Origin of the sequence: Streptosporangium roseum DSM 43021, assembly GCF_000024865.1 — a bacterium.
Lineage (GTDB): Bacteria > Actinomycetota > Actinomycetes > Streptosporangiales > Streptosporangiaceae > Streptosporangium > Streptosporangium roseum.
In genome coordinates this window covers 1,058,969-1,085,667 of record NC_013595.1, presented here as the reverse complement: position 1 = coordinate 1,085,667, position 26,699 = coordinate 1,058,969, and the positions used below count along the sequence as shown (strand labels likewise).

The window sequence follows — 26,699 nt, the reverse complement described above, 5'->3', positions numbered from 1 at the left end:
GCTGAGCGGGCTCGGAGAGGTCAGCGGACGGGCGAGCTGAGCGGGCCGACTGGGCTCGGCGGATCGGGTGGGCTCGGCGGATCGGGTGGCTCAGCAGGACCGGGTGGGCTCAGCGGATCGAGCGGGCGATCCGCAGAGCCCGCTGCAGGTCGTCGACGCCCTCCAGGCGCAGACCGGCCTGCGCCGACTGCCAGATGAGGGTGGGGCCGGCCGAGCGAGGACGGAGCGGGGCCGTGCCACCGCCGCGGGGCAGGTAGGTCAGACCGTGGCGGGCCGGGATCCACTGCGCCTGCGAGGGGCCCAGATAGACCTCCTCCGGCCAGGGCGGGCCCAGCTCCTTGCGGAAGACGACCTCAAGCGTGCCGTCGTACTCGTCCAGCCTGACCCCCGGCCATAACAGCGACACCACGCGTCCGCCGTCACTCACCCTGACCTCGTGGGGATCGCCCAGCTCGGTGGGGACGGAGATCGGGAACGCCACCTGTCCCCGGGCCTGCTCCAGCGTGACCCGCCGTTCTCCCGGCAGCGGCACGGGCATCCCGGACGGCTGCGGCCCGGGATCGCCGATCCTCAGCTCCACCCCCGCGAACCGCAGGATCTCCGCCACCGCGGCCCGTCCCACCGGCGTGCCTCCGAGGAACAGCGCGACGAGGACGGCGACGGCGGAGAGGACCATCCGCCGCCGCAGGCGGACGCCCGGCCCCGGCCCCGGCCTCCGCCATGCCCGCCGTACCGGCGTGCGCGGGAGGTCGTCCGGACGGCGCGAGGACGGGCCGTCCGGGGCGGGGCGCGCGGTCCGGGGCGGGCGCGAGATCGCGGTCCGGGGCGGGGAGGGATTCGAGGCGCGCCCGTACGGCCCGCGCCACCTCCGCCGGGGGCGGCGCGGGGACGTCGAGGGACTCGCCGAGGGCGAGGAGCCGGGCTTCGAGATCGTCAGGTGAGGTCACGGGCCACCCCCTCACGCAGACGCTGCAGGCCGCGGAAGGTCCGCGACTTGACGGTGCCGGCCGGGAGGTCGAGCACCTGGGCGGTCTCGGCCTCCGACAGCTGCAGGAAGTACCGGCAGACGACGACTTCACGTTCCCGCTCGGGAAGCGTACGCACCACGTCGAGGAGCCGGGCGCGCCGGTCGGTGGCGACGGCCACGTCCTCCGGGCCGTCCGCGCCGGGAGGGTCCAGCTCGGTCAGCTTCACGGCGAGCTCGGCCCGGCGGCCCCGCGAACGGGTCAGGTTGTGGGTCTCGTTGGCCACGATCCGCAGCAGCCACGGACGGAACGGCGCGTCACGACGGAAGGTGGCCAGGTGGCGGTAGGCCTTGACGAACGCCTCCTGGACCACGTCCTCGGTCTCGTCCGCGGCGCCGAGCATCGCCGCCGTGCGATGTGCGAGCGCGCTGTAGCGGGTGACCAGCACCTCGTAGGCGGCCAGGTCACCGGCCAGGGAGCGGGCGATCGCCTCGTCGTCGTCCGTCGGGGGCTCCTTCGCGGTGTCGGGAGAGATTCCACCGCACGGGAGCACCCGAGGGGAAGCCCTCAACCGAGGGCGTAGGCCACCGCGGAGTCGGGGTCGTCGTCGTTGCCCTCGGCGAAGGCCGCGTCGTAGGCGTCGTCGCCGAGCAGCTGCCTGGCCGTGCGCTCGGCGACCGTCCTCGGCTCCGACATGCCCTCCGAACCGAACTCCCGCAGCCCGAACATGGCCCGCAGCCGCACTCCCGCACCCTGCATGCGGGCCGTGCGGTAGCCGTCTCCCTGGACCGCGGCGATCACCGCGAGCTGGTCGGCGGCCAGGGCCACTCCGGTGGCGTCACGGAAGCGCCACTTGGCGTCGAGCGACTGCCGGGCCGACACCGCCGCCTCGGCCACCCGCCCGAGGCCGAGCTGGGCGATGGAGAGCACGTAGTCGGCGCTGGCGCGGGCCCAGCGCTCGCCCCGGGCGTCACAGAGCCGCCGCACCTCCTCCAGCACGGATACGGCCTCGGTGAACTCGCCGCGCCAGGTGGCCGCCATCGCCACGGTCACCAGGGCGAGCGGCTCGCCGACGGTCGCGCCGCCGGCCCTGTGGAAATACTCACGCACCAGCTCGATGCCGGGCTCCACCTTGTGGAGGGCGCCGACGGCCGGCGAACCGCCGGCCGGCGAACCGCCGGCCGGCCGGAGCTGGGCGTGCCCGGCCGCCTCGTAGTCGCCCCGGTCGAGGGCGGCCGACAGCGCCGCCTCCGCCCGCCGGCGGCCGGACTCCAGGTCTCCCTGGGCGATGGCCACGCAGCCGTCGGCCCACAGGAGCCTGGGCAGCCCGGGGTCGGTGACGGGCGCGGCGTCGATCGACCGTCCCATGTAGTGGCGGCCCTCGCTCGACCGGCCCAGGCAGGACCAGAGGATCCAGAGCATCCCGGCGAGCTCGACGGACAGCGGGGCGGCGGGATCGCCGGAGTCGAGCGCGAGGCGGATGTCGGTGATCGAGAAGTTCAACCGGGCCGCCCATTCCTCCTGCCTGGGGCCGTACCAGGCGGCGTCGGCCTCGCGGGCCGGGTCGAGGTGGTAGCGGCGGTGCCGCTGGACCAGCCGGGCCTCCTCACCGAGCCGGACGAGCCACTCCCCGCCGTGGTCCCTGATCGCCTCGGGCTGCCGGTAGCCGCCGGGGACCCGGGCGAGCAGCGACTTCTCCGCGAGGCCGGGCAGGACGTCCCGGGCCCGGTCGAGGAACAGCCGGAGCGCGTCGTCCGTCCGCGGGTCCGCGGCATCGGGGGCGGGCGTCTCGAACGGCTCGACGGACAGCAGCGCCTCCCGGGGAAGACCGAGTGCCCGCCGGGAGGTCACGATGACCCGCACCCCCGGGGCCCGCTCCAGGATGGCGGCGACGAGGGCGCGGCAGGCGTCCAGGAGACGCTCGCATGCGTCCAGCAGCACCAGGAGGTGCTTGTCCGCGAGGAACTCGGCCAGCGTCTCGATCCGGGGGCGGGCCGAATGCTCGCGCACCCCCAGGACCGCCGCGACGATGGAGGCGAGCAGCTCGCCGTTGCGCTCGCCGGACAGTTCCACCAGCCAGGTGCCGTCCGGATAGGAGTCGCGGCATTCCTCCGCCGCCTTGACGGCGATCCGTGACTTGCCGACCCCTCCGCCGCCGGTGACTGTGACCAGTGAGGTCTCGGCCAGGAGCTTCAGCAGCTCCCGGATCTCGGTCTCACGGCCGATGAAGCCGCTCGTCTCCGCGGGGAGGTTCCCGCGCCACCATGGGTTCCGTTCCATCGGTTCGCGCTCCTTCCACTCTGTGGGAATCGCACTCCGCCTGGGTCACGAACCGGTCGGACGCCCTTCCTCGGGTGGGGTTTCCTTCTCACCCAGTGCAAAACTCACCGCGGTTTCGAGGTCGAACTTCCTCCCACGCGCGGTGAAATTTCCGAATCGCTCACATTTGGCATCTAATGCGGCAGAGTCGCTGATCAACGCCAGGACGGGCGAGCGCAGGTGCCCGCCCCCCAGCGCGGACCAGGCGCCGCGGGCGGCCGCCAGCAACGTCGCCCCCCTCTCCACCCGTCCCTCCGCGATCGCCAGCACCCCGATCAGCTCGACCCCGGAGGCCTGGGCCACCCGGTCGCCGAAGAGACGGGCGGTCCGCAGGGCCTCGCGGGCGTGCTCTCCGGCGGCGGCGACGTCACCGCGCAGGCAGTCCGCCTGGGCGCGGAGGTGGCGGAGATGGGAGCGGGTCCAGGACTCCTGGCAGGCCTCACAGAGCTCAAGGCAGTCGGTGAGGACCTCGACCGCGGCGTCGACGTCTCCCCCGGCCAGCAGCGAGGCGGCCATGACGGTGGAGCTGGGCAGCAGGCCGGGGAAGACGTCGCCGGCCGAACGGTGCCGGTCACGGGCGTCCCGGATGAGCGGCATGGCACGGGCGGCCTCGCCGCGCTGGGCGGCGACCTGCGCCCGGAGCTGGTTGACGTAGGCCGCCGCGTGGCCGTCGGGATCGCCCGCGCGGCACTCGGAGAGCCGTCCCTCCGCCGACGGCAGGTCGCCCTGGACGGCGGCGACCCAGGCGCAGACCCACAGGGCCTTGGTCCGCGCGGGGCCCGCCCTGCGGTCCCCCGCCAGGGCCCTGTCAAGGTGGTGCCGCCCTTCCTCCTGCATGCCGCAGCACACCCACAGGAACCACAGCGCGCCCGCGAGGTCCAGGCCGGTCCCGGTCTCCATGCCGGTCTCCAGCGCCAGCCGGAGATTGCCCAGCTCCAGCCGGAGCCTGTGGCACCAGAGCAGCTGGCGCCCCCGCCACTCCGCCTCGGCACAGCGGGCGAGGCGCAGGTAGAAGTCACGGTGGCGCAGCCGTACCGCGCCCTGCCGGCCGAGCCGCGCGAGCCAGCCGGCGCCGAACTCGCGCAGCCCCTCAAGCATCCGGAACCGGACTCCCGCCGGGGTCTGCCGGCGGAGCAGCACGGACTTGTCCACCAGGCCGGCGATCATGTCGGCCATGTCCTCGGCGCCGAACTCGTCGTCCTGGCAGACGTAGGTGGCCGCCTCCAGGTCGAACTCCCCCGCGAACACCGAGGCCCGTGCCCAGAGCAGCCGTTCCCCGACCGTGCACAGCCGGTGGCTCCAGCCGATGCAGGTGGCCAGCGCCCGGTGGCGGGACGGGCCGCGGCTGTCGTCCACCAGGAGGCCGAACCGGTCGTCCAGGCCGGCGAGAACGTCGGCGGGGCTCATCGTGCGCAGCCGTACGGCCGCCAGCTCGATCGCCAGCGGGAGACCGTCGAGCCTGTCGCACACCTCGGGGAGCCACGCGCCGCTCAGAGCGGCGAGAAGGGTGCACGCCTCCGCGCCGGACAGGCCGGCCAGCACCCGCAGGTGCTCGCCGGAGACCGCGAGCGACTGGCGGCTGATCGCCAGGACGCGGAGCCGGGGGTCCGCCGTGAGCAGCTCGCTCACCAGCGAGGCCACCTGGTCGATCAGCGCTTCGCAGGTGTCCAGCACGAGCAGGGAGACATCCGGTCCGCCCAGCGCGCAGGTGACGGCAGGGGCCAGCGCCTCGGGGCCGTCCACGGCGGCGACGTCGACGATCACCGCCGTCCCCGGGGCGACCCTCCCGGCGATCTCAAGGCCGAGCCGGGTCTTGCCCACGCCTCCGCTGCCGGACAGGGTGACGAGCCGCACCCGGTCGAGCAGGGCCGTGATCTCCGCGACCTCGGCCCGCCTGCCGACGAACGCGCCCATCCCACCGTCCCCTCGGGGCATGCGCATTCATGCTAAAGGTGATCGAAGCCCCGGGTATCCCGAATCCGCGCCACGGCCGCGCCCGGATCCATGGCCAGCCCCTGGGCGAACAGGCGCTCGTAGACCGCGTCTCCGACGAGAGCCCTGGCCCGGCTCTCCGTGAGCTCGCGGGAGATCGGGAAGCCCTGGCGGGACGGCACGGGGCCCCCGCGTGCGGGCGGAGGGCCTTCGCGAGGCGGCGCGGAAGCCTCGTGCGACAGGTGAGAACCCTCACGGGACGGCAGCACGGGGCTCCTGCGAGGCGGCGGGGAAAGCTCGTGCGACGGGAGCGGACCACCGTGAGACGCCACCGGACCCTCGTATGGGAGGACCGGCCCCTCGTGGGGGAGCAGGGGCCCCTCACCGCGCGCGGGCGGAGTCACGGGCTCGGGCACGCCGGACCGGGGCAGGCCGAAGGCCGTCCACATCCGCCGGCCGGCGCCGAGCAGGCACGCGGCCCGCCGCCCGTCACCGCGCGCCACGGCGGTGGCGGCGAGCTGGTCCATCGCCATGGCGCTGCCCATCGCGTCACCCAGGCGCCACTTCCCGTCGAGCGCCGCGCGCGCGTAGACCTCGGCGATGCCGGGCTCACCGCGGCCCAGCTCGGCGAGCGACCGCGCGTGGTCGCCGTGGGAACGCGCCCACAGCTCGCCGCGTTCCGCGCACCGCGCCCACTGCCGCGTCAGCACCTCCACGGCCCGGTCGAACTCGCCCCGGACACCGAACGCCACGGCGAGCGTCACCTCGGCGAGGGGGAGCCCGATGTGGGAGGAGACCGCCCGCCCGAACAGCTCCGCCGCCTCGGCCGCGAGACGTTCGGCTCCGTCGAGGTCGCCGCAGATCAGAGCCGCGGCTGCGGCGTTCTGCCGGGCGCACCCGGCGGCGGCGAAGTCGCCCGCGGCCATCGCCGCCTCGTAGGCCTCGGCCGCCCGGTCGCGGGCCGCGGCGGTGTCACCCGCGCTGAGCGCGGCCCAGGCGTACGCCCACAGCGCCTTGGTCCGCGCCGGACTCGGCCGCTTGTGCCGCCGGAGCACCCGGTCCAGGTAGTAGCGGCCCTGCCGGACCTGGCCCAGGCAGCACCAGACGAACCACAGGGCCGTCACCAGGTCGAACCCGTCGTCGTGGTCGAGGGCCACCTTCAGGTTCGGCAGCTCGCGGTGGGCCCAGTCGGCCCACCGGAGCTGGTGCGGGCCGTACCACTCGGCCTCGGCCCTGCGGGCCTGCGCCAGGTAGTGGTCGCGATGGCGGCGGATCAGGGTCTTCTCCTCGCCCAGCCGGCGCAGCCACTCCCTGCCGTAGTCGCGGATCGTGTCGAGCATCCGGTAGCGCGACCCCTCGGCGATCAGGATCGACTTGTCCACGAGCCTGAGCAGCGGGAGCCAGCTCAGCCGCTCGTCGGCGCAGACCGCCCGCGCGTCGTCGGCGTCGAACCAGCCGGCGAAGACCGACAGCCGCGCCCAGAGCAGGCGCTCCTCGGCGGTGCAGAGCTCATGGCTCCAGCCGACCGCGGTGCGCATGGTCTGGTGGCGTCTCAGCGGGGTACGGCTCCCGCCGACGAGCAGCGCGAAGCGGTCGTCCAGCCGTTCGGCGATCTGCTGGACCGACAGCGCCCGCAGCCGCCGGACGGCGAGCTCGACGGCCAGTGGGATGCCGTCCAGCAGGCGGCAGACCTGGGCGACCGCCACCGGATCGAGGGTGAGGTCGGGCACCAGCGCGTGGGCCCGCTCGGTGAACAGCCGGACCGCGTCGGTCCCGGCGGCGCCGGTGGACCCGGGTTCGGGCACCGCCAGCGGCTCGATCGGCAGCACCCGCTCCCCGGGCAGGCCGAGCGGCTGGCGGCTGGTGGCGAGCACCCGCGCGTGCGGGGCATCCGACAGCACCCGGCGCAGCAGCGCCGCGCAGGCGTCGATCAGATGGTCGCAGGTGTCCAGGACCAGCAGCAGCCTCTTGTCCGCGACGAAGTCGGCCAGCACCTCGGACTGGGGGCGCGCCGACTGCTCGCGCAGGCCGAGCACCTCGGCGATGTCGTGACCGATCAGGTCACCGTTCTGCTCGGCCGACAGCTCGACGACCCACACCCCGTCGGCGAAGGAGTCACGGAGCCGGTCGGCCGTCCTGATGGCCAGCCTCGTCTTGCCCACGCCGGCGACCCCGGTGAGGGTCACCAGCGGTGAGCGGCCGATCAGCACGGCGATCTCGTCGAGTTCCGCTCTGCGCCCGACGAGACTGCTCGTCTCCGCCGGGATGTTGTCCCGGCGCGTCCGCGTCTCCGCCACCGATCTCCAGCCCCTCCGCGTGAGGTGGCAAGCCAACCACGGAACCGGCAACGGAACCGACGGGGTGCGGCACCCCCGGTTATGAGATCTTCTCCTCCAGCGCATATTTCACAGCGATGCCCAGGTCAAGGCGGTGTCCCTCGGCAAACAGGGTGTCGAATTCTCCACCGCCGAGGGCTCTCACGGCCTGGTTCACCGCCCGCCTCCGGATCGGAATGAAGATCGGCGAGCCGAACTGCGACAGCCCCGAGGAGTCCCAGACGGCCTGGGCCGCGCCCAGCAGCCGTGCCGCCCTGCCCGCGGCGCCCTCCACCGCCACCGCCCAGGCGATCATCTCGACGCAGACGACGCTCAGGAGCAGGTCGTCGAAGAGCCGTGCGGCGGTGAGCGCCGCCCTGGCGTGCCGGAGCGCTCCGGAGGTGCCGCCCTTGACATGCTCGGCCCAGGCGAAGACGTATTCCATCTGGGCGCGGCTCCACTCCTCCCCGTGGGCCTCGCAGAGCGCCTGCCCCTCCGACAGGGTCTCCATGGTCTCCTCCGGCCGGCCCGCGGCCAGCAGGCTGAGCGCCGCCAGCGTGTAGCAGGGCAGCAGCCCGGACAGCACGTCGCCCTCGGCCATGTGCCAGGCCATCGCCTCGTCCAGCAGCTCGACCGCCCGGGGGTAGTCCCCCCGCATCAGGGAGATCAGGCCCTCGATCTGGATGGCGTAACCGGCGGCGCTCCCCCCCGGATCCTCGGCGCGGCATCGGTCGAGCCGTTCCCACGCGCCGTCGAGGTCGCCCTGGAGCGCGGCCACCCACGCGCAGACCCACAGGGCCCTGATCCGCTCCGGGCCGGGCCGGGTGTCCATCCCCAGCGCCGTCTCCAGGTAGTGGCGGCCCTCGCGCAACATGCCGCAGCAGACCCAGAGGAACCACAGGGTCCCGGCCAGGTCCAGCCCCGTCCGGGACCACTCCGGATCGGCCAGGCAGAGCTCGAACGCCTTGCGGAAGTTGCGCTGCTCGGCGCGTATCCGTCCGTACCACTCGACCTGCCGGCCGGGCCATTCGGCGGCGCACCGCCTGGCCAGCCGGAGATAGTGGTCGCGGTGGCGGTCCCGGACCGCGCCGGTCTCGCCCAGCAGCAGAAGCCACTCGGCGCCGAACTCCCTGACGGTGTCGAGCATGCGCAGCCGTACCCCGGCGGGATGGTCCTCCCGCTGCACGAGGGACTTGTCGACCAGGCCGGTCAGCGTTTCGAGGACCAGTCCGGACGGGAGCGGCCCGCCCGCGCAGACCCGCTCGGCCGCCTCCAGGTCGAACCCCGCGGCGAACACCGACAGCCGGGCCCACAGCAGCCGCTCGGCCGGGGTGCACAGCTCGTGGCTCCAGCCCATCGCCGCGCGCAGCGACTCGTGCCGCATCGGGCCGTCGCCTCCGGTCAGCAGGCGATAGCGGTCGTGCAGCTGCGGGGTGAGCAGGGCGGGCGGCATGGTGCGCAGTTGCACGGCCGCCAGCTCGATCGCCAGCGGGATGCAGTCGAGCCCCTCGCAGAGCGCGGCCATGCCCTCCGCGCCGTCGCCGGCTGTCCCGGCCCCGTCCGCGTCACCCGCGTCACCCGCGTCGCGGGCCAGGCCCGCGCGGTCGCGCAGCAGGGCCACCGCGTCCTCGACCGGGAGCGGCGGGACGAGGTAGATGTGCTCACCCGACACGCCGAGCGGCTGGCGGCCGGTGGCCAGCACCCGGAGGCCGGGCGCGCGGCGCAACAGGGTGTCCACCAGGGAGGCGACCGCTTCGACCAGGTGCTCGCAGGTGTCCAGCATGAGCAGCGACCTGCGCGGGCTCAGCCAGTCCGCCAGCACCTCCTCCTGCTGCCGGGCCGACTGGTCGGCCAGGCCCATGCTGTCGGCCACGGTCTCGGCCAGCAGATGGGGATCCGTCAGGCAGGCCAGCTCGACCAGCCAGAGGCCGTCGGGGAACTCCCCCGCGATCTCCTCGGCCGCCCGGCCCGCCAGCCGCGTCTTGCCGACGCCGCCCAGCCCGGTGAGCGTGACCAGGCGGGATTCCCGGATCAGGCGGACCACTTGTGCGATCTCTACGCGCCGGCCGACAAAGGTAGTTTCCATGGGGGTGCCCATGCTAGGCCGCGGCGAGTTGTTTGGGGGGCCGCTCCCGGGGAACCGCCACTAGACTCTGCCTGTCCGTAGCCGTGGCCCCCGCGCCACGGTTTTCTGTTAGCGATCTGGACGGAACCGCATGTCTGGGTATGACCGCGTAGTGCAACCCGCGGCCGGCGACGAGGCCCTGGAGAACCACCTGGGTGGGGACGAGGCCAAGAACTACCGGCAGTACGAGCTCGACATGGTCGCCCCGCACGTGGGCCGCTCCATGTTGGAGATCGGTTCCGGCCTGGGCCATTTCGCCGAGGCGTTCCTGCCCCGCCTGGACCGGCTGGTGGTCAGCGACTTCGACCCCTACTGCGTGGACCGGCTCCGCAAGCGTTTCGCCGGACGCGACGAGATCGACGTGCTGCAGTTCGGCCTGCCGACCGACATCCCGATCGGCGAGAAGGTCGACACCGTCGTGATGATGAACGTCCTGGAGCACATCGAGGAGGACGTCGAGGCCCTGCGCTCCCTGGCCAAGGTCACCCTCCCCGGCGGGCGGATCGTCATCTGGGTCCCGGGCTACATGCAGCTCTACGGCGACTTCGACCGCAAGGTCGGCCACGTCACCCGCTACACCCCCGCCACCCTGCGCAGCACGGTCTCCAAGGCGGGCCTGGACATCGACGTGCTCAAGCCGATCAACTTCCTCGGCGGCATCGCCTGGTGGGCCGCCGTCCGCCGCGGCGGCGTCGGCTACCCCGACCCCCGCCTGGTCAAGATCTACGACCGCACCGTGGTCCCCACGACGCGCTTCATCGAGCGCTTCATCCGCCCGCCCTTCGGGCAGACCGTCTTCTGCGTGGCCCGCGTCCCGAAGTAGGCGCGGACAGGGACCTCTCAGGGGTTTCCGGAAGTGCCGCCGCGTGCACCCTCCCCGGCCGTACGGCAGGCCGCCCGGCGGCGGTATACCTCCAGGTGGGGGCGGAGCCGACACACCGGGCTCCCTCCGCGCCGGTTCCTTCTCGGACCGGTGACTCGGGCGTAACGTCGAAGTCATCCGCGCCCGAGGAGGTCACGATGACCGATTACGCCAAGGCACGCGAGGTGGCCGAGCAGGCCAGGGAGAAGGAGTGGGCGCGTCCCAGCTTCGGCAGGCAGCTCTTCCTGGGAAACTTCCGCCTCGACCTGGTGCATCCGGCTCCGGGCATGTCCGAGGCCGACGCCAAGAAGGGTGAGGATTTCCTGCGCGCCCTGCGGCGGTTTCTGGACACGCGGGTGGATCCGGCGCTGATCGAGCGGACCGCACAGGTGCCGGACGAGGTGGTCAAGGGGCTCGCGGAGCTGGGGGCCTTCGGGATCACCATCGGGGAGGAGTACGGCGGGCTGGGGCTGAGCCATCTCGACTACGGCCGGGCTCTGATGCTCGTCGGATCGTACTGCCCGGCGCTGAGCACGCTGCTGTCGGCCCACCAGTCGATCGGGGTGCCGCAGCCGTTGAAGGAGTTCGGCACCGAGGAGCAGAAGCGGCGGTTCCTGCCCCGCTGCGCGAAGGGCGAGGTGTCGGCGTTCCTGCTGACGGAGCCCGACGTCGGCTCCGACCCCGCGCGGCTCGCCACCACGGCGGTGCGCGACGGCGACGACTACCTGCTGGACGGCGTGAAGCTGTGGACGACCAACGGGGTCGTCGCGGACCTGCTGGTGGTCATGGCCCGCACCGGCACGAAGATCTCCGCGTTCGTCGTCGAGGCGGACACCCCCGGGATCACCGTCGAGCGGCGCAACGCGTTCATGGGCCTGCGCGGCATCGAGAACGGCGTGACCAGGTTCCACCGGGTCCGTGTCCCCGCCGCCAACCTGATCGGCCGCGAGGGCCAGGGCCTGAAGATCGCGCTGACCACCCTCAACACCGGGCGGCTCTCGCTGCCGGCCGTCTGCGCCGGGAACGCCAAGTGGGCGGTGAAGATCGCCAGGGAGTGGGGCGACGCGCGGGTGCAGTGGGGGCGCAGGATCGGCGAGCACGAGGCGGTGGCACGCAAGATCGCCTTCATCGCCGGTACGGCCTACGCCCTCGAAGCCGTGATGGACCTTTCCTGCCGCCTGGCCGACGAGGAGAGCAACGACATCAGGATCGAGGCGGCGCTGGCCAAGCTGTACGCGTCGGAGATGGCCTGGCAGGTGGCCGACGAGCTGGTCCAGATCCGCGGCGGGCGGGGCTATGAGACGGCCGAGTCGCTGGCCGCCCGGGGGGAGCGCGGGGTCCCGGCCGAGCAGGTGCTTCGGGACATGCGGATCAACCGGATCTTCGAGGGGTCCACCGAGATCATGCAGCTGCTGATCGCCCGCGAGGCGGTCGACGCGCACCTGACGGTCGCCGGCGAGCTCATCGATCGGTCGCTGGACGGCAGGGCCAAGGCCCGCGCCGCGGTGAAGGCGGGCGGGTTCTACGCGCGCTGGCTGCCGACGCTGGTCGCGGGGACCGGCAACCGGCCCGGCTCCTACGCGGAGTTCGGCGCGCTCGCCCGGCACCTGCGCTACGTGGAGAGGACCAGCCGCAAGCTCGCCCGCGCCACCTTCTACGGCATGTCCCGCTGGCAGGGCAGGCTTGAGCACAAGCAGGGCTTCCTCGGCCGGATCGTGGACATCGGCGCCGAGCTTTTCGCGATCACCGCGACCTGCGTCCGTGCCCGCGAGGACGAGGCAGAGCTGGGGCGCAGGCCCGCCGAGATCGCCGACACCTTCTGCCACCAGGCCCGGCTCCGGGTGGACGCGCTGTTCGACCGGCTGTGGGACAACAGCGACGCCCGGGACGTACGGCTGGCGCGCCACGTGCTGCGGGGCCGCTACACGTTCCTGGAGGAGGGCATCCTCGACGCCTCCATCGACGGCCCGTGGATCGCCGCCACCGCTCCCGGCCCCTCCGCCACCGGGAACGCGCACCGGTCGATCCGCTGAGGACGTGCCGGCACCGCCGGATCGCCCGCCTCTCCCCGGGGCGGGCTCCGGGTGCGGAGCGGGCCCGGATAAATGGGTTGCACCGCCCGATGCGGCCGCCGTACGGTGATCACATGTGGATTAACTCCTAAGAGCCGGTGTCGATCAGTTCCGACTGGTCCACCCGCGCACTCAGCCCTCTGGCCCCGTTCGTCTGACGCGGCAGCTGAGTTTCTGGCACGGCTTTCGGCCGCGTCGTCATCTTTCTCAAGGAGTCCATATGCGAATTCATGCCGGTCAAAAGCCTGACGACAACAGCAAGACCCCCAAGCCCCGCACCCCGCTGCCCGAGCGGAACCTGCCTCCGGCGGCGCCCCGGCACATGCCGAAGCCGCACATGCCGATGAGGCCGACCCAGCAGCCGCGCCGGATCCCCGGCAAGGGCGGCCGCTGAGACGGCGGACGCCCCGGCCCCGGACTTCCGGGTGCCGGGGCATCCGCCTCCGCTCAGAGGCGCTCGATGATCGTGACGTTGGCCTGGCCGCCGCCCTCGCACATCGTCTGCAGGCCGTACCTGCCGCCGGTCCGCTCCAGTTCGTGGAGCAGCTTGGTCATCAGGATCGCGCCGGTCCCGCCCAGCGGGTGGCCCAGGGCGATCGCGCCGCCGTTCGGGTTGACCTTGGCCGGGTCGGCGCCGAGGTCCTTGATCCACGCCAGCGGGACCGGGGCGAACGCCTCGTTGATCTCGGTGACGTCGATGTCGTCGATGGACAGGCCGGACCTTTTCAGCGCCTTCTGGGTCGCCGGGATCGGCGCGGTCAGCATGTAGACCGGGTCGTCTCCGGTGAGCGCCAGGGTGACGATGCGGGCCCGGGGCGTCAGGCCGTGGTCGCGGACCGCCTGCTCGGAGGCGATGAGGAGCGCACCCGAGCCGTCGGAGATCTGCGAGGAGGTCGCGGCGGTGATCCGGCCGCCGTCCCGCAGCGTCTTCAGGGAGGCCATCTTCTCCAGCGTGCTGTCCGCGCGCGGTCCCTCGTCGTCCTCGACGCCGTTGACCGGGGCGATCTGGTCCTTGAAGTAACCGTTCGCGATGGCCTTGGCCGCCCGCTGGTGGCTCTCGTAGGCGAACCGCTCCAGTTCCTCCCGCGACAGATCCCACTTCTCGCACATGAGCTCGGCGCCGCGGAACTGGGAGATCTCCTGCTTGCCGTACCGCTCGACCCACATGTCACCGAACGGGAAGGGCATACCCTTCTCCAGCGCCGCGGTGATCGACGAGCCCATCGGCACGATGCTCATCGACTCCACTCCGGCGGCCACCACGAGGTCCTGGGTGCCGGAGAGCACTCCCTGGGCCGCGAAGTGAATCGACTGCTGGGAGGAGCCGCACTGGCGGTCGATGGTCACCCCGGCGACGCTCTCCGGAAGACCTGCCGACAGCCAGGCGTTACGCGCGATGTCCATGCTCTGCGGGCCGAACTGCATGACGCAGCCCATGATGACGTCTTCCACCGCGGACGGGTCGACGCCCGTGCGGTCGATGAGCGCCTTGAGGGTGTGCGCGGCCAGATCGGTGGGGTGGACGGTGGACAGACCGCCCTTCTTCTTACCGACCGGGGTGCGGACCGCCCCGACGATGTACGCCTCTGCCACAATGCCTCCTGCTCATGAAACCGAGCATTGTTCGGTTATGAGGAGGTTACAACAGAACCTTTGTCCATGTCGTGTTCAGGAGGGCCGGTTGAGCACGATGTAGCCGTCACGGTCGAATACCTTGCGGTAGCCGTTCGCCAGCGCCTCGTCGACCCGCCGCTGCTGCATGCCGAAGTCGCCGAACGGATAGCTCCACCGCGCCACGTCGGCCACGATCCAGGGCGCGTCGTGGGCCTGCGGCCCCCAGAGCAGCACCGTCGTCCGCGCGGTGAGCGCGGGGCCGACGTTGTTGGACGCCTCGACGATCACCCCGTCCGGGACCATGGTCACGGCCTCCCGCGCCGCCGCGATGTGCGGCTCGCCGTCGTAGTAGCCCGGATCCAGGAGCTTGCCGAGCTCGAAGCGGGGGACGAGGGTGAGACCGATCAGGCAGACCGCGACCGCCCAGTGGGTGGCCACGCCCCGCCCCGGGAACCGTTTCGCGAGCCGGGCGGCCCCGTCCACCCCGGCGCAGACGAGGATGGCGACGATGAAGGCGTTGTAGTGGTGCTCCGGCCCCCACCACTGCGGCCGGTCGGCCAGGAAGCGCTCGGCGACGAGCGGGACCGCCACCAGCGTCAGCGGCGACAGCAGCGCGGTCAGCGCCATCGGCCACAGCAGGAAGGCCAGGGTGTTCACCTTGACCATCGGGCTGACGGACTGCGCCAGCGCGCCCAGCGGGTCTCTCAGGATGGCCACCGCCACCTCACCCAGGGTGGCGCCCCAGTTGCCGTAGGCCCAGTGGAACCCCGTGGTGCTCGCCCCCGCCAGGGGCATCAGCGCGCTGCGGATCACCACGAGCGCGCCCAGCGAGAAGAGGATGAAGGCGGCCCCCTCCAGCCGCCGCCGGGTGACGACCAGATACACCCCGAACCCGGCCAGCAGCAGGCCCATGTCCTCCTTGACCAGCAGCAGGCCCGCGGCGGCGAGCACCCCCAGGAGCGGCCGGCGGGCGTCGAACCGCTCGATCATGGTCGCGCTCAGCAGCGGGACGAAGGCCGCCTCGTGGAAGTCGAACCCGGCGGCCTGCGCGATCGGCCACGACACCGCGTAGGCCACCGCGACCAGGTGGGCCGGGACCGTGCCGATCCGGCGCTCGGCGTAGTGCCAGATCGGGATCGCGGCCAGCGCGAACAGCACCGCCTGGGCGACGATCAGCGACTGCGGCCCGCCGCCCAGCCAGTACAGCGGGGCCAGCAGCGCCACGATCGGCGAGAAGTGGTCGGCGAGCTGGATGAAGTCCATCCCCATGCCGTACTGCATGCCGACCGAGGGCTCGGTGGGCGCCCCGAAGCCGGCGTAACCGCGCACGGCCTGGTCGAAGATGACCAGGTCGAAGGTGGTGGCCCGGAAGGTCGCGAACTTGACCAGGCCCAGCAGCGAGTAGACCGCCGCGGCCAGCACCACGAGCGCGCCCAGCGCCAGCCCGTGCCGCCGCCTCCGCAGGAGGTCCATGACACCGGGGACCACCGGGGCCGCGGCCTCGGGCGGAGCGGTGGCGCTCATGCCTTGCGCGTGCTCGTCATCGTCGCGTAGGCGATGACATTGTCGGTGTAGTGGCCGGTCGCGCGGTCGTAGGTGCCGCCGCACGTGATCAGGTGGAGCTGGGGATTGGGCGACTCGCCGTACACCCGCTGCGTCGGGAAGACCGCCTTCTCCGCCTGTTCGAGGCCTCCCACGGTGAACACGGCGACGATGCCGTCCTTACGGTGCACCTCGATGACGTCGCCGTTGCGGATCTCGTCGAGGCGGCTGAAGACCGCGCTCCCCGACTTCGTGTCCTTGTGCCCCAGCATGATCGCCGGACCGGCCTCCCCGGCCGTGGGCCCCGAACGGTACCAGCCGACCAGGTTCGGGTTGGTGACCGGCGGCACCTCGATCGCGCCCTGCTTGTCGAGCCCCACCGACCTGATCGGTGCGTTGACGCCGAGGCGTGGGATGACCACGCGTACCGGGGTCGAGGGCTGCATGGCGGGGGCCGGCGGGATGCTCGGCTGGGGCGGCGGCACGGTCGGCTCGGCCTGGAAGTAGGGGTCCGCCGGTCCGGTGGCGTTCGTCTGGCTGCGGGGCGGCAGCGTGGTGCGCTGGTCGGCCAGGCCGTACTGCTCGGGCGCCGCCACCATGTAGAGCATGCCGACCAGCACCGTGATCACCCCGGCGACCCCCGCCAGGATGAGCACCGACCGCATCACCCGGCCGCCGTCGACCCGGCCCTCGGGCCACTCCTCATATGGCTGGCCGTACTGCTGGTATCCAGGGTGCTGCTGCTGGTAGGGCGGCTGCCCGTACGGCGGCACCGGCCCGCGGGGATGCCCTTGCGGCCTCCCCCCCTGGGAGGGAGGCCGCGGCGGCCAGCTGTCAGGCGTCGGGGTGGTCATCCGGCCGCCCCCGGTCAGCCTCGGGTCGCCGTACGGCGGCGCAGCACCAGCCCGCCGGCCGCCGCGCCCGCCACCATCAGCGCGCCGCCGAGCATGATCACCCGAGCGTCCGGCCCGGCGTCCCCGCCGCCGCCCGTGGAGGCGCCGCCGCCGGGGGTCTCGTCGATCTGCCGGTCGTCCTTGGCGGGCTTGGACGTCTCGGTCTGGGTGACGGTGATCGTCGGCTTCGGCGGGCTGGTGGTGCCCGTGTTCGTGTTGCTCGGGGTGGGGGTCGGTGTCGGGGTGGGGGTCGGTGTCGGGGTGCCCGTCCCGGTGCCGGCGGCCGACGGCTTGACCGTGATCAGCAACGCCGCGGCGCTCGCCTCCGCGGGGGTCGCGACGTCGCAGTCGTACAGCGTGACCCCGTTACCGCTGCCCGGTCCGGCGGCCGGCTCCAGGTAGAGGCCGAACGGGCCCGGCTGGACCGCGATGACGCCGGTCGCGGTGGGGGTCATCGTGATCATCACGGCGGGCAGTTGCAGCGGGGCACCGGACGTCGCCGCGACGGCGGCGGCGGTGGCCCCGACCGTCCGGAGCTCGGAGGGGACGATCGAGGGGTTGGCGGTGACGAGCGCGTCCCCGTCGAACACGAGGCGCTCGGTCGCGGGGATCGCCGACGGCGCGAGGAGGGACGGCGAGGCGGCGGGCTGCCGGATGGCCCAGGTCGCCACGACGGTGGAGTTGGGCGTCGGGGCCAGCGGGCCGGTGATGTCCATCTGCAGCTTGTAGGTGGCGGCCACGCCCCCGGTCCCGGCCGTGCAGCTGTAGGAGACCGGCAGCGGGGCCGCCGCCATGGAGGCGATCGCCGGGACAGCGCCGAAGAAGAGGCCTCCGCACGCTGCTGCGATGGCGGCTGTCTTGACCGCGACGCGGCGGCGCGTCTTGGACTTCAGCACAGTCTCTCTCCACTTCGGAACAGTTGAGCGCTTTGGGCGGTTGTCCACGATTCCAGGCGATGGTCACAGTCAGGCATAGATCCTATGAACAGAGACCGTGAGATGCGCGCAACTCGGCAAAACGGGCATAAATTCCTCTCTGTCCCATCACTGCCGACTTCGCCCACCGTCGCGCCCGCTCCGCCGGGGCACCGCGTCGCGTCCCGCACCGCACCACGTCGCGCGTCCTACCGCACCGCACCGCACCGCACCGCACCACGTCGCGTCGCGTCGCGTCGCGTCGCGAGCCGGGACGCTAGGCGAGCAGCGCGCGGACCGTCACGGTCGTGATCGGAAGCTCGAACTCGCCGTGCGCGGTCTCGGGAGTGGATCGCAGGTAGCCGAGGACCCGGGCCAGCAGCTCGGCGCGCTCGGCCTTGGAGAGGGTCAGCACGTGGGAGTGGGTGGCGATCGTCGCCGCCATCGACTCGGCGGTCCGGCGCTGGCCGTGGGCGAACTCGGCGTGCTCGACCACGCGGAAGTGCGGCCCTTCCAGCGGGATCGAAGCGGGCCACCACTGCCTGAACGACACCGTACTGGCGGCTGCCTCCTTCATGCCCTGCACCCACGGGACCCGGTCGTCGTCGAGGTTCCACAGTCCCGCCAGGACTCCGCCCGGCGCCAGGACCCGGGCCATCTCGGGGACGGACCGGTCGAGGTCGAACCAGTGCAGCGCCTGTCCGACCACGATCGCGTCGACCGAGCCGTCCTCCAGCGGGATCCGCTCCGCCGTGCCGGCCAGTGCCCGGACTCCGGGCAGCCGCCGGCGGAGCTGGGCGAGCATGGCCGCGTCGGGCTCCACCGCGACGACGTCGGCGACGTGCCGCAGCAGCACCTCGGTCAGCTTCCCGGTCCCGGCCGCCAGGTCGAGGACGCGCAGCGGCGCGCGGCCGGAGACGGGTTCGAGTGCCCACAGCAGGGCGTCGTCGGGGTAGTCGGGCCGCTCCTTCGCGTACGCGGCCGCCTGGCCGCCGAACGACGACGCTCTCAGCGCCCGGATCTCGGGATCGACACCGTCAAAGGCGGATGAGCTGCCCACCCGCCCACGATAACCCCGCGGCCCGGCCGGCATCTCATGAAAATCGTCCGACGGGAGGTGCCGGGTCGGGGGATGCGCCCCTCCCGCCGGACGCCCGTCGCTCCCGGCGCCGCTCACCGCCGGAGCGCGGCCCGCCGCCGCGGGTCAGGGCCAGCGCGAGGACGAGGTACGGCACGGCGAAAACGGCGAAGATCACGTCGTGCCCGGCCACCGTGGAAGCCGCGGCGTAGCCGCCGTAGACGAGGATGCCCGCCACATCCGTGCCCAGTCCGGCCAGCGAGGTCACCGTGGCACGGGCCGGACCGGTGATGCGGTCCTGGAGCCGCGCGCCGGCCAGCACTGTCGCCATCTCGAATAGGCAGAAGGCCACCGCGATCGCGGCGAATCCCGCCGGGACCCCACTGATCGCTCCCGCGCCGAGCGCCAGCGCCCCGGCGGCGAGGATTCCGGCGAACGCCCGGTCCGTGAGACGCCGCCCGGTCGTCGCGAGCACGCCGCCGAGCGCGACCCCCGCCGAGACGAGAAGCACCAGGAGCGGTACGGCGTACGCGACGACGCCGGTGGCGGCCGCGAGCAGGGCGACGTACTCCTCAAGCGAGCCCCAGACCGCCCACACCACGGCCAGCAGCAGTACCGCCCGCCGTACCGATCGGCTGGAGCGCATCTCCCGCACGCCTTCCCGCAGGATGGCGGCGTAGCCGCCCGGCGGCGTCTCCTCCGGGCTCTCCGTGCTCTCCACCCGGTGCTCGGGGAAGGTCGTCGCGACGGCCGCGCAGAGCAGGCATGCCAGGACGCTGGCCGCCCCGAGCATCGGGTAGCCGCCCACGGCCAGCGCGGGGGCGGCGGCGGCCGTGGCCACCATGGTGGCGCCGGTGCCGAGCGCGCGGCCACGACCCATGATCGTGGCGTAGCGGCCGGCGGCGCCCAGGCGGTCGAGCTCGGTGTAGACGAGCGCTTCCATGGCGCCCGACTGCAGCGCTCCCGCCGCGCCCCAGAGCACGAAGCCGGCGGCGAACGCCCAGTAGGAGGGAGCGATGATCCACAGGGCGTAGCCGGCGGCGGCCAGCAGCGGCGCCAGGGTGAGGAGCAGCCGCCGCGAGACGGCGTCGGCCCATACGCCGGAGGGCACCTCCAGCACCAGGGAGGTGACCGACCAGATCACGAACAGCGAGGAGATCTCGGCGGTCGACAGGCCCGTGTCGACGAACAGCAGTGCGTAGACCGGGTAGAGCAGGATGAAGTCGTTCAGGAACGTGTAGCCGTAGAGAGTCGTGGCCAGGCGGTTCACGTGTGCGCCGGGTCCACGTAGAAAGGAGATCATCAGGAGGTCCTTCGCGCGGGGGGAGACTGTGCGGGCTCGGGATGCTCGGCATCCCGGGCGGTCCGCGACAGCGTGGTCCGCGTCGACCTCTGGTGATGGATCAATGTCGCCAGGTCATGGAGCCGACTCTACCTCCGGCCGCCCCACCCGGCCCAGTGGATTTCACGAGGCGGGGCCGCTCCGGTCCCGCGGCCCCCCGCCGCGCCGAAAAGATCCGCTCCGGTCCCGCGGCCCCCGCCACGCTGAAAAGATCCGCTCCGGTCCCGCGGCCCCCGCCACGCCGAGAAGATCCGCTTCCGGACGGTCCCGCAACAGACCTGTCCGGCCGTAGCCGCCATCGGCGACCACGGCTCCGTCGCCGCCGGCCGTCACGACGTCGGCCATGAGCGCGTGTCAGCGCCGCGGGACGGCTACGGCCCGGCGTTCCCGCGCTCCGCGGGCTCCATGGTCGCGGGCGGGGCCGCTTCGATCACCGGCCGCTTCGATCACCGGCCGGTTCAGTCTCCGGTCCGCGTCTGCGCCGGCAGGCTGTACGTCTCCGGCTCGCCCTGGTCGCTCCCGTGCATCATGAGGACCCGGTCCAGTCCGGTGACACGCAGCATCCGGACCGTCTGGGAGCGGGGCGCGGCCAGGCGCAGAGTGATGCCGAGCGCTCGGGCGCGGCGCTGGGTGCCGACCAGTACGGCCAGCCCCGACACGTCGCAGAACGACACCCTGGACAGATCCAGGACGAGCGGGCCGGTGCTGAGCCGCAGGGCGCGGAGCAGGCGTTCGCGGAGAGCCGGACTGGTGAAGATGTCGATCTCACCGTAGAGCGGGACGATGGTGGTGGCGGGATGTACGGGCCGAAGGCCCGCCCCGTGGCGGGTCTGGGTCTTCGTCGTCTTTGTCTTCGTCTGAAAAACGGTCATGGGATCTCCGATCGGAGAAGAGGCGGGACCCGGGCGGCCGGTCAGCGGCGCGCGGTGGCACGGATGCCGCTCGGAGCCAGGTGCGCGGCGGCGCCCAGGCCGTTGTGGTCAGGTCGCGGGCACGCGGTCGGCGAGATGCCCGCCCTCATTCTCCCCGGCGGCCCCGCCGTCGCCTCGTATGGACGAGGTTTCGGCTCAGGCCCGCCGGTGGGCGTCGGTGAGGACATGTCCTCGGTACCCCCAGCTTACTCCCCGGAAGCGCTCATGGCCGGACATCGACACGCCGTCGTCCCTGGTCGCCCGGGATCATTGCCCGCGGGCTCGGGGGAGGATCCGGCCGTCACCGGCTCAGCTCGGCGGCGGGGACGGCGGGAGGGAACCGGCGAGGAGCGCGGTGAGCGAGCGGATGCGCCGCACCAGCTCGGGTGGCTCATGCACCTCGAAGCGGTAGCCGAACAGGCCGACGTACAGCGCGAGTTCGTCGAGGGAGTTCGAGCCGGCGCGCAACGTGCAGGAGTGCTCGTCGACGGCTTCGAGCACGCCGATCGTCGGCGGGATCTTCTCCGCGGCGACGTGAACGGGCACGTGCAGCGTGAACCTGCCCTGATAGCGGTAGACCTCGGTGGAGACCCCGCGCGCGGTGTAGCCGGCCAGATCGGTGTCCGGCGGCCGGCGTGGCGTGAACCGCGGCCCGGTGGGGACGCGCGGGCGCAGCCGGTCGACGCGGAAGGTCCGCCAGTCGCCGCGGTCGAGGTCCCAGGCGACGAGATACCAGCGCCGGCCGGTGTGCACGAGGCGATGCGGCTCGGTGCGGCGGACGCTCGGCCCGCCCTCGCGACCGGCGTAGTCGAAACGCAGCTGCTCGTGCGCGCGGCAGGCGGCGGCCACGGCCGTGAGCACGTCGGGGTCCACGACAGGACCGCCGGAGGGCACGGTCACGGTGACCGACTGCAGCGTGTTGACGCGGTGCCGCAGACGTGCCGGCAGGACCTGTTCGAGTTTGGCCAGGGCGCGTAGCGAGGTCTCCTCGATGCCGGCGATGGTGCCGCTGGCCGCGGTGCGCAGGCCGACGGCGACCGCGACCGCCTCGTCGTCGTCGAGCAGCAGCGGGGGCAGCTTCGCACCGGCACCGAGCAGGTAACCGGCGGCGCCGGGGGTGGCGTGCACCGGATAGCCGAGGGTCCGCAGCTTCTCGATGTCACGGCGGACCGTGCGCACGTTCACGCCGAGCCGCTCGGCGAGATCCGTGCCGGTCCACTCACGGGGCGTCTGCAGCAGCGACAGCAGGCGGAGCAATCGGGCCGAGGTTTCCAACATGCATGCGAGTTTCCCACCGGGCTAGGGCGGAGCCTGCCCTAGCCACTGCCCTGACGTCGGCCTTGAGCCGGCGCAGAAGGCATCCTCCCCTTCCGCCGCGACACCCCGCAGACCGTGCTCGACGACCTGCGGACCGTGCTCGACGACCTGCACGACAGGCGGGGGGGACGGGCGGGCCTCGGGTGGCGGCCGGGACTCCCTGTCGCCGGCGGTCAGGCTCCGGGCGGTCAGCCGCCGGTGAGCAGGCGATCCCGTACGGCACGGGCGACACCCGGGTTGTCGGCGAGCACCCCGTCCACCCGGAGCCCGTACAGCCGTGCCAGCCAGCCCGTCACGTCCCCGGCGGCACGGGAGTAGGCCCGTCCGGCGGGATCGCCCCGCCGGTAGTCCGCCGGGAGGCTCATGTTCTCGTCGCGGATCGTCGCGACGTGAACCTGGAGACCCAGCTGGTGGGCGTCCTGGACGAGCGAGGTGGGAGCGCCCAGTCTCCCGTCGGAGCCGACCGGCACGATCCGCGTGGTGGTCACACCGATGCCGGTGGCGTACGCGGCGATCTGCCGCAGACCGGCCGGGGTGACGAGATCGTCGCAGGTGGGCGGGTTGACGCTCTTCAGCAGATCGTACGGCGGGCCGCTTCCGGCCCCGATGAGCTGGATGAGCCGCAACCGTGTGACGGACCGCAGCCGCTTGAGGTTCCCCGTCTCGAAGGACTGGATGAACACCGGATCGCAGGCGTCGTCCCAGCCGTGGCGCCGGAGGGTCTCCAGCAGCGGTCCCTCGATCGGCAGCCCGATCGAGGCGAAGTAGCTCGGATATTTGATCTCGGGATAGATGCCCACGCCGTGCTTCTGCGCGAGCAGGACGATCTCCTCCAGCGTCGGGATCTGCGCCTTCCCGTCGTATGCCGTGCTGGCCGGCCGCCGCCGGGGGAAGCGTTCCCTGGCGCGGAGGGTACGCAGCTCGGCGAGGGTGAAGTCCTCGGTGAACCAGCCGGTCACCCGGCCGCCGTTGATGGTCTTGGTCGTCCTGCGGGCGGCGAACTCCGGGTGGCCGGCGACGTCGGTGGTCGCCGAGAGCTCGTTCTCGTGCCGGGAGACCAGCACGTGGTCCTTGGTGGAGACCAGGTCCGGCTCGATGTAGTCGGCGCCCAGCCGGATGGCGACCTCGTAGGCGAGAAGCGTGTGCTCGGGCCGGAAGGCGCTGGCCCCCCGATGCGCGACGACGATCGGCAGACGAGCGCCACCGCCGAGCGGGGCGGACGACGGACCCGTGGGCCGAGCCGTACTCGGGGGTTGAGCCGCGTTCGGTGGCTGGGCGGGCGTCGTCGGCCGGGCGGCCCTCGGGTGCCGGGCCATGCGCGCGGCCCGGGCCGCCCGCGCGGATCTCGCCGTCCACGCGGACCGTGTCGCCTTCGGCCGGCGGGCCTCTCTCGAAGACCGGGCCGAGCGGGTGGTCCGGGCCATGCGCGCGGATCGCGCTGTACGGGCGGATTGCGCTGTACGGGCGGATCGCGTCGTACGGGCGGGTCTCGTCATACGCGCGGGCCGAGAGGAACCCGCGAGCCGGACAGGACCCGCGGGCTGCACCGAGGTCACGGGCCGATCCGGACCCGCAGCCCGGCCGGAACCCGTGGACTGAGCGGAGGTCACGGGCCGATCCAGGCCGGTGGGCCGGGCTGGATCGGCGGGATGGAGGGTGAGACCCGCCACCCCTCCTACGAGCACGACAAGGACACTGAACCACGTTTTCCCGACCACCCGGGTACACCCCCACTTTCCTGCCTTGCGGGGGGCACACTGGTACAAACACCCCTACCCTGAGCTGCCGAACGGCTAACGGCCGGTGGAGCTCCGGAAGGCACGGCGACAGGCCCGCGGACCGGTTCCGGCCAGGTGTTCGAAGCGGACGCGGGAGGTGATCCCCTCCGTCCGGCGCAGCAGGGGTCGAAAGGGGGCGCCGCCGGGAGCGGGCCGCTCGGGGACTCCTCCCCCGCCCCGTGACGGGCGCCCGGCCGATCAGCGCTCCGGGCGGTCGCCGGTGTGCTCCAGGATGGCGTCGGCGAGCTGCCGGTGCACCTGAGGGGGCAGGGTGTGGCCCATCCCCTCGATCATCAGGAGCTCGGCTCCCGGGATCTCCTGGGCGATGAATGCTCCGTGACCCGGTTTGACCGGCTCGTGCGTGCCCTCGATGACGAGCGTGGGCGCGACCACCCGGTGCAGGATTCCCACGGGCTCGAAGTCGGAGGCCGTGGTCCCGGCGCGCTGGTGGTTGACCACGGCCGCGGGGTCGACGGCGCGGTCGTGGAGCCGCTCCTCCACGCGCCGCTGCTCGTCCTCGTCGAACGGCAGGGCCGGGCCGTGCAGCACCCGGGCCAGCTCGATCTGGAAGTCGATCTGCTCGCGCCGGCCGGCGGGCGGCGGGTTCACCGCCGCCTTGGTGAAGAACTCCACGAACTCCGGCGTGGGCGGGGGCAGGCTACCGGGGGGCTGCTCCTGGCCCATCAGCGCGCGCATCAGCACCTGCCCCTCCCTGCCGCCCAGCGGTGACGACCCGATCGCCGTCAGCGTCAGCACCCGGTCCGGCTGCTCGGCCGCGATCCACTGGCCGAGCAGGCCGCCCGCCGAGTGCCCGACGATGTGGGCCGCGCCGATCCCGTAGGCGTCCAGGAGGCCGAGCACGTCGGCCTTGATGTCGGCCCAGGTGTAGGGATGGGAGTCGAAGTCGACGGTGTCCGAGCGGCCGGTGTCGCGGTGGTCGTAGCGGATGACCCGCCGGCCTCCGGCGACCAGCCGCCCGACGAACTCGTCCGGCCACAGGACCCCCTGCGACATCGCGCCCATCACCAGCAGCACCGGGGGGTGCGACGGGTCGCCGAACTCCTCGGTCCACAGTTCGACGTCGCCGACGTTCACCATGCGTCCCTGAGACATATAAACCGGCTCCTTCTCACAGAGGTCGTCGTCTGCCGATGCCACGAGCTTGGTCTACCAGCGCACCGGTGCCATCAGTAGGACTACTGGGCTCGGCCTGCCCCAGTGACGCGGTCCTGTTCGCGCGCCACCACGGATGAACCACCTGTGAGTAGGAAATTTTCCCTTTTGGGAGGTCATAGGCGGCAAAACCCTGTCATGACAGGGCTAATGCCCCTTCCGGTCACGCCGGTGGAGGAGGAGGCTTGAACGGGAGGTGTTCGTAATGGAATCAAAGCAATGGGACGTGCAGATATTCATCAGTGAGGACGACAACGACGACGTCACCACCGCCAGGGCCGTGCTGATGACACCTGACGGCAGAAGGCGCGAGTGCGTCGCGTACGCCCGGCGCAACCCGGAGGACCAGCCTGTTCCGGCGATCGGTGACGAGCTGGCGGCGGGGCGTGCCCTGGCCGACATGGCCGGCAAGCTGATGAGAGACGGCGCCGAGGACGTCGCCCAGCTGGCAGGGCATGCGCCCAGGGCATGGTGAGCTCCCGCCCACCCCAGGGGCCTCCGGCGGATCCGCCGGAGGCCCGCGCCTGCCCGCGGTGACGGGTCAACGCCGCCGGATCACCACTCCAGCTCCGCCCGGGGCCGGTCCTGCCGGGCCTGCCCCCTGCCGGGCCGGAAGGGCCGGGCGCCGGACTCTGCCCGCGACGGCCGCCTGACCATCCCCTCCCCGGGACGCCTGCCGTTCCAGTCCTCGTACCGTCCGAACGCCCGGTTCCTGTGCCGCCTGGTGAGCGGGCCGTCGGACCGCCCGTACCCCCAGTCCCCGTCGTTCCTGGCGTCCGGCCCGTTGGAGCGCCCGTAGCCCCGGTCCCCGCCCCGGCCGGCCGCAGGTCCGTCGAACCGCCCGTAACCCCGGTCCCTGCCACGGCCGGCCGCCGATCCATCGGACCGCCCGTAGCCCCGGCCGGCCGCCGATCCATCGGACCGCCCGTAACCCCGGTCCCTGTCGTACCTGGCATCCGGGCCCTGCTGCCTGGCCTTCCAGCCATCGGGCCCCCTGAGCGCCGGCCCTCCGGGCCGCCCGGACGCCCACTGCCTGTCGCGCCTGGCATCCATGCCCGGCCGCCTGACCCTCCAGTCACCGTGCCGCTTCACGCCCGGTCCCCCCGGACGCCCGAACCCCCGGTCCCTGTCCCGCCCGCCGGTCGGGTTCGGCCGCCTGATCGTCCAGCTCGCAGGCCGCTTGACGGACGAGTGTCCCGGCCGCTTGACCACCCAGCTCGAGGATTGACCCGATGTCGGCTTCGAGTGCTGGACGGCGCCGACCGCCGCCACCCCTATGAGTACGGCCAGCACGCCGGCCTTCATGATGCTCATCCGAGCACACCCCCCATTTTCCGATCTTCCGGGGGGCACACATGTACAGACGGATCTCTACCCGAGTTGGCCGGACGACTAACGATCAGATGGGGACATCGCCCGGGGCATGGATGCGGAGCGGTGCACCCGGCCGCTCCGCGGCCGGCTCCGCACCTTCACCACCCATAACGGTTCTCTAGTTCCATTAAGCCATCCTCCTGTGCTACCGTCGTCACATCTTAATAGAACCA

General features: G+C 72.6%; 22 protein-coding genes. 5 read left to right on the top strand and 17 right to left on the bottom strand.

The window, feature by feature from the left end; translation table 11 throughout:
* Positions 1-109: 109 nt before the first annotated feature.
* The gene (locus SROS_RS05070; protein WP_012887809.1) at positions 110-676 is read right to left on the bottom strand and encodes a hypothetical protein; all 567 of its coding nucleotides are present in this window, start codon (positions 674-676) and stop codon (positions 110-112) included.
* Between the two features lie 61 nt (positions 677-737).
* Between SROS_RS05070 and SROS_RS05065 the strand changes: the two genes are divergently transcribed.
* Entirely contained in the window at positions 738-941 is a 204-nt protein-coding gene (locus SROS_RS05065; protein WP_043651375.1) for a hypothetical protein, read from the top strand.
* Here SROS_RS05065 and SROS_RS05060 read toward each other — a convergent pair.
* The 5 genes from SROS_RS05060 to SROS_RS50755 form a co-directional block, all read right to left on the bottom strand.
* Positions 934-1,536: an RNA polymerase sigma factor gene (locus tag SROS_RS05060; RefSeq protein WP_245564562.1), complete on the bottom strand. Its 603-nt coding sequence runs from the start codon at positions 1,534-1,536 to the stop codon at positions 934-936. The genes SROS_RS05065 and SROS_RS05060 overlap by 8 nt on opposite strands.
* Positions 1,533-3,245: an ATP-binding protein gene (locus tag SROS_RS05055; protein WP_012887807.1), complete on the bottom strand. Its 1,713-nt coding sequence runs from the start codon at positions 3,243-3,245 to the stop codon at positions 1,533-1,535. Before SROS_RS05055 ends, SROS_RS05060 begins: the two co-directional genes overlap by 4 nt.
* 45 nt (positions 3,246-3,290) lie before the next feature.
* On the bottom strand, positions 3,291-5,219 hold the full coding sequence (locus SROS_RS05050) for an ATP-binding protein (protein WP_148268960.1): 1,929 nt from the start codon (positions 5,217-5,219) through the stop codon (positions 3,291-3,293).
* 11 nt (positions 5,220-5,230) lie between these two features.
* Positions 5,231-7,513: an ATP-binding protein gene (locus SROS_RS05045; protein ID WP_012887805.1), complete on the bottom strand. Its 2,283-nt coding sequence runs from the start codon at positions 7,511-7,513 to the stop codon at positions 5,231-5,233.
* A gap of 79 nt (positions 7,514-7,592) precedes the next feature.
* Positions 7,593-9,617 carry an ATP-binding protein gene (locus SROS_RS50755; protein WP_169369258.1) on the bottom strand — a complete coding sequence of 675 codons (2,025 nt, stop codon included), beginning with the start codon at positions 9,615-9,617 and terminating at the stop codon, positions 7,593-7,595.
* A gap of 151 nt (positions 9,618-9,768) precedes the next feature.
* Here SROS_RS50755 and SROS_RS05035 point away from each other — a divergent pair, with 151 nt between their 5' ends.
* The 3 genes from SROS_RS05035 to SROS_RS50750 all read left to right on the top strand — a co-directional run bounded on the left by SROS_RS05035 (position 9,769) and on the right by SROS_RS50750 (position 12,984).
* Positions 9,769-10,479: a class I SAM-dependent methyltransferase gene (locus SROS_RS05035; protein WP_245564561.1), complete on the top strand. Its 711-nt coding sequence runs from the start codon at positions 9,769-9,771 to the stop codon at positions 10,477-10,479.
* A 197-nt stretch (positions 10,480-10,676) separates the two neighbouring features.
* Positions 10,677-12,551, top strand: coding sequence for an acyl-CoA dehydrogenase family protein (locus SROS_RS05030; RefSeq protein WP_012887802.1), 1,875 nt, complete (start codon positions 10,677-10,679; stop codon positions 12,549-12,551).
* Positions 12,552-12,810: 259 nt separating this feature from the next.
* Positions 12,811-12,984: a hypothetical protein gene (locus SROS_RS50750; RefSeq protein ID WP_012887801.1), complete on the top strand. Its 174-nt coding sequence runs from the start codon at positions 12,811-12,813 to the stop codon at positions 12,982-12,984.
* Between the two features lie 53 nt (positions 12,985-13,037).
* Here the strand turns inward: SROS_RS50750 and SROS_RS05025 are convergent, their stop codons facing one another.
* The 10 genes from SROS_RS05025 to SROS_RS04980 all read right to left on the bottom strand — a co-directional run bounded on the left by SROS_RS05025 (position 13,038) and on the right by SROS_RS04980 (position 25,092).
* Positions 13,038-14,183 (bottom strand): acetyl-CoA C-acetyltransferase, encoded by a 1,146-nt coding sequence (locus tag SROS_RS05025; RefSeq protein WP_012887800.1) that lies wholly within the window; start codon positions 14,181-14,183, stop codon positions 13,038-13,040.
* A gap of 75 nt (positions 14,184-14,258) precedes the next feature.
* On the bottom strand, positions 14,259-15,728 hold the full coding sequence (locus SROS_RS05020; protein ID WP_012887799.1) for a DUF2079 domain-containing protein: 1,470 nt from the start codon (positions 15,726-15,728) through the stop codon (positions 14,259-14,261).
* Positions 15,725-16,600 (bottom strand): class F sortase, encoded by an 876-nt coding sequence (locus SROS_RS05015; protein ID WP_012887798.1) that lies wholly within the window; start codon positions 16,598-16,600, stop codon positions 15,725-15,727. The genes SROS_RS05020 and SROS_RS05015 overlap by 4 nt, the downstream gene beginning before the upstream one ends.
* Positions 16,601-16,614: 14 nt before the next feature.
* Positions 16,615-17,535: a hypothetical protein gene (locus tag SROS_RS05010; RefSeq protein WP_012887797.1), complete on the bottom strand. Its 921-nt coding sequence runs from the start codon at positions 17,533-17,535 to the stop codon at positions 16,615-16,617.
* A 295-nt stretch (positions 17,536-17,830) separates the two neighbouring features.
* Positions 17,831-18,613 carry a class I SAM-dependent methyltransferase gene (locus SROS_RS05005; RefSeq protein WP_245564560.1) on the bottom strand — a complete coding sequence of 261 codons (783 nt, stop codon included), beginning with the start codon at positions 18,611-18,613 and terminating at the stop codon, positions 17,831-17,833.
* A 34-nt stretch (positions 18,614-18,647) separates the two neighbouring features.
* Positions 18,648-19,934 (bottom strand): MFS transporter, encoded by a 1,287-nt coding sequence (locus SROS_RS05000; protein ID WP_012887795.1) that lies wholly within the window; start codon positions 19,932-19,934, stop codon positions 18,648-18,650.
* Positions 19,935-20,431: 497 nt separating this feature from the next.
* Complete coding sequence (locus tag SROS_RS04995) at positions 20,432-20,845, bottom strand: STAS domain-containing protein (protein ID WP_012887794.1); 414 nt, start codon at positions 20,843-20,845, stop codon at positions 20,432-20,434.
* 348 nt (positions 20,846-21,193) lie between these two features.
* Positions 21,194-22,162: a helix-turn-helix transcriptional regulator gene (locus SROS_RS04990; RefSeq protein ID WP_012887793.1), complete on the bottom strand. Its 969-nt coding sequence runs from the start codon at positions 22,160-22,162 to the stop codon at positions 21,194-21,196.
* Positions 22,163-22,389: 227 nt separating this feature from the next.
* Positions 22,390-23,517, bottom strand: a complete 1,128-nt coding sequence (locus SROS_RS04985; protein ID WP_012887792.1) for a glycerophosphodiester phosphodiesterase family protein — start codon at positions 23,515-23,517, stop codon at positions 22,390-22,392.
* A 660-nt stretch (positions 23,518-24,177) separates the two neighbouring features.
* Positions 24,178-25,092 (bottom strand): alpha/beta fold hydrolase, encoded by a 915-nt coding sequence (locus SROS_RS04980; protein ID WP_012887791.1) that lies wholly within the window; start codon positions 25,090-25,092, stop codon positions 24,178-24,180.
* A 265-nt stretch (positions 25,093-25,357) separates the two neighbouring features.
* Here SROS_RS04980 and SROS_RS04975 point away from each other — a divergent pair, with 265 nt between their 5' ends.
* Positions 25,358-25,627 (top strand): DUF1876 domain-containing protein, encoded by a 270-nt coding sequence (locus tag SROS_RS04975; RefSeq protein WP_012887790.1) that lies wholly within the window; start codon positions 25,358-25,360, stop codon positions 25,625-25,627.
* 80 nt (positions 25,628-25,707) lie between these two features.
* Here SROS_RS04975 and SROS_RS04970 read toward each other — a convergent pair whose 3' ends face one another.
* The gene (locus SROS_RS04970) at positions 25,708-26,466 is read right to left on the bottom strand and encodes a hypothetical protein (protein ID WP_043651369.1); all 759 of its coding nucleotides are present in this window, start codon (positions 26,464-26,466) and stop codon (positions 25,708-25,710) included.
* Between the last annotated feature and the right edge of the window lie 233 nt (positions 26,467-26,699).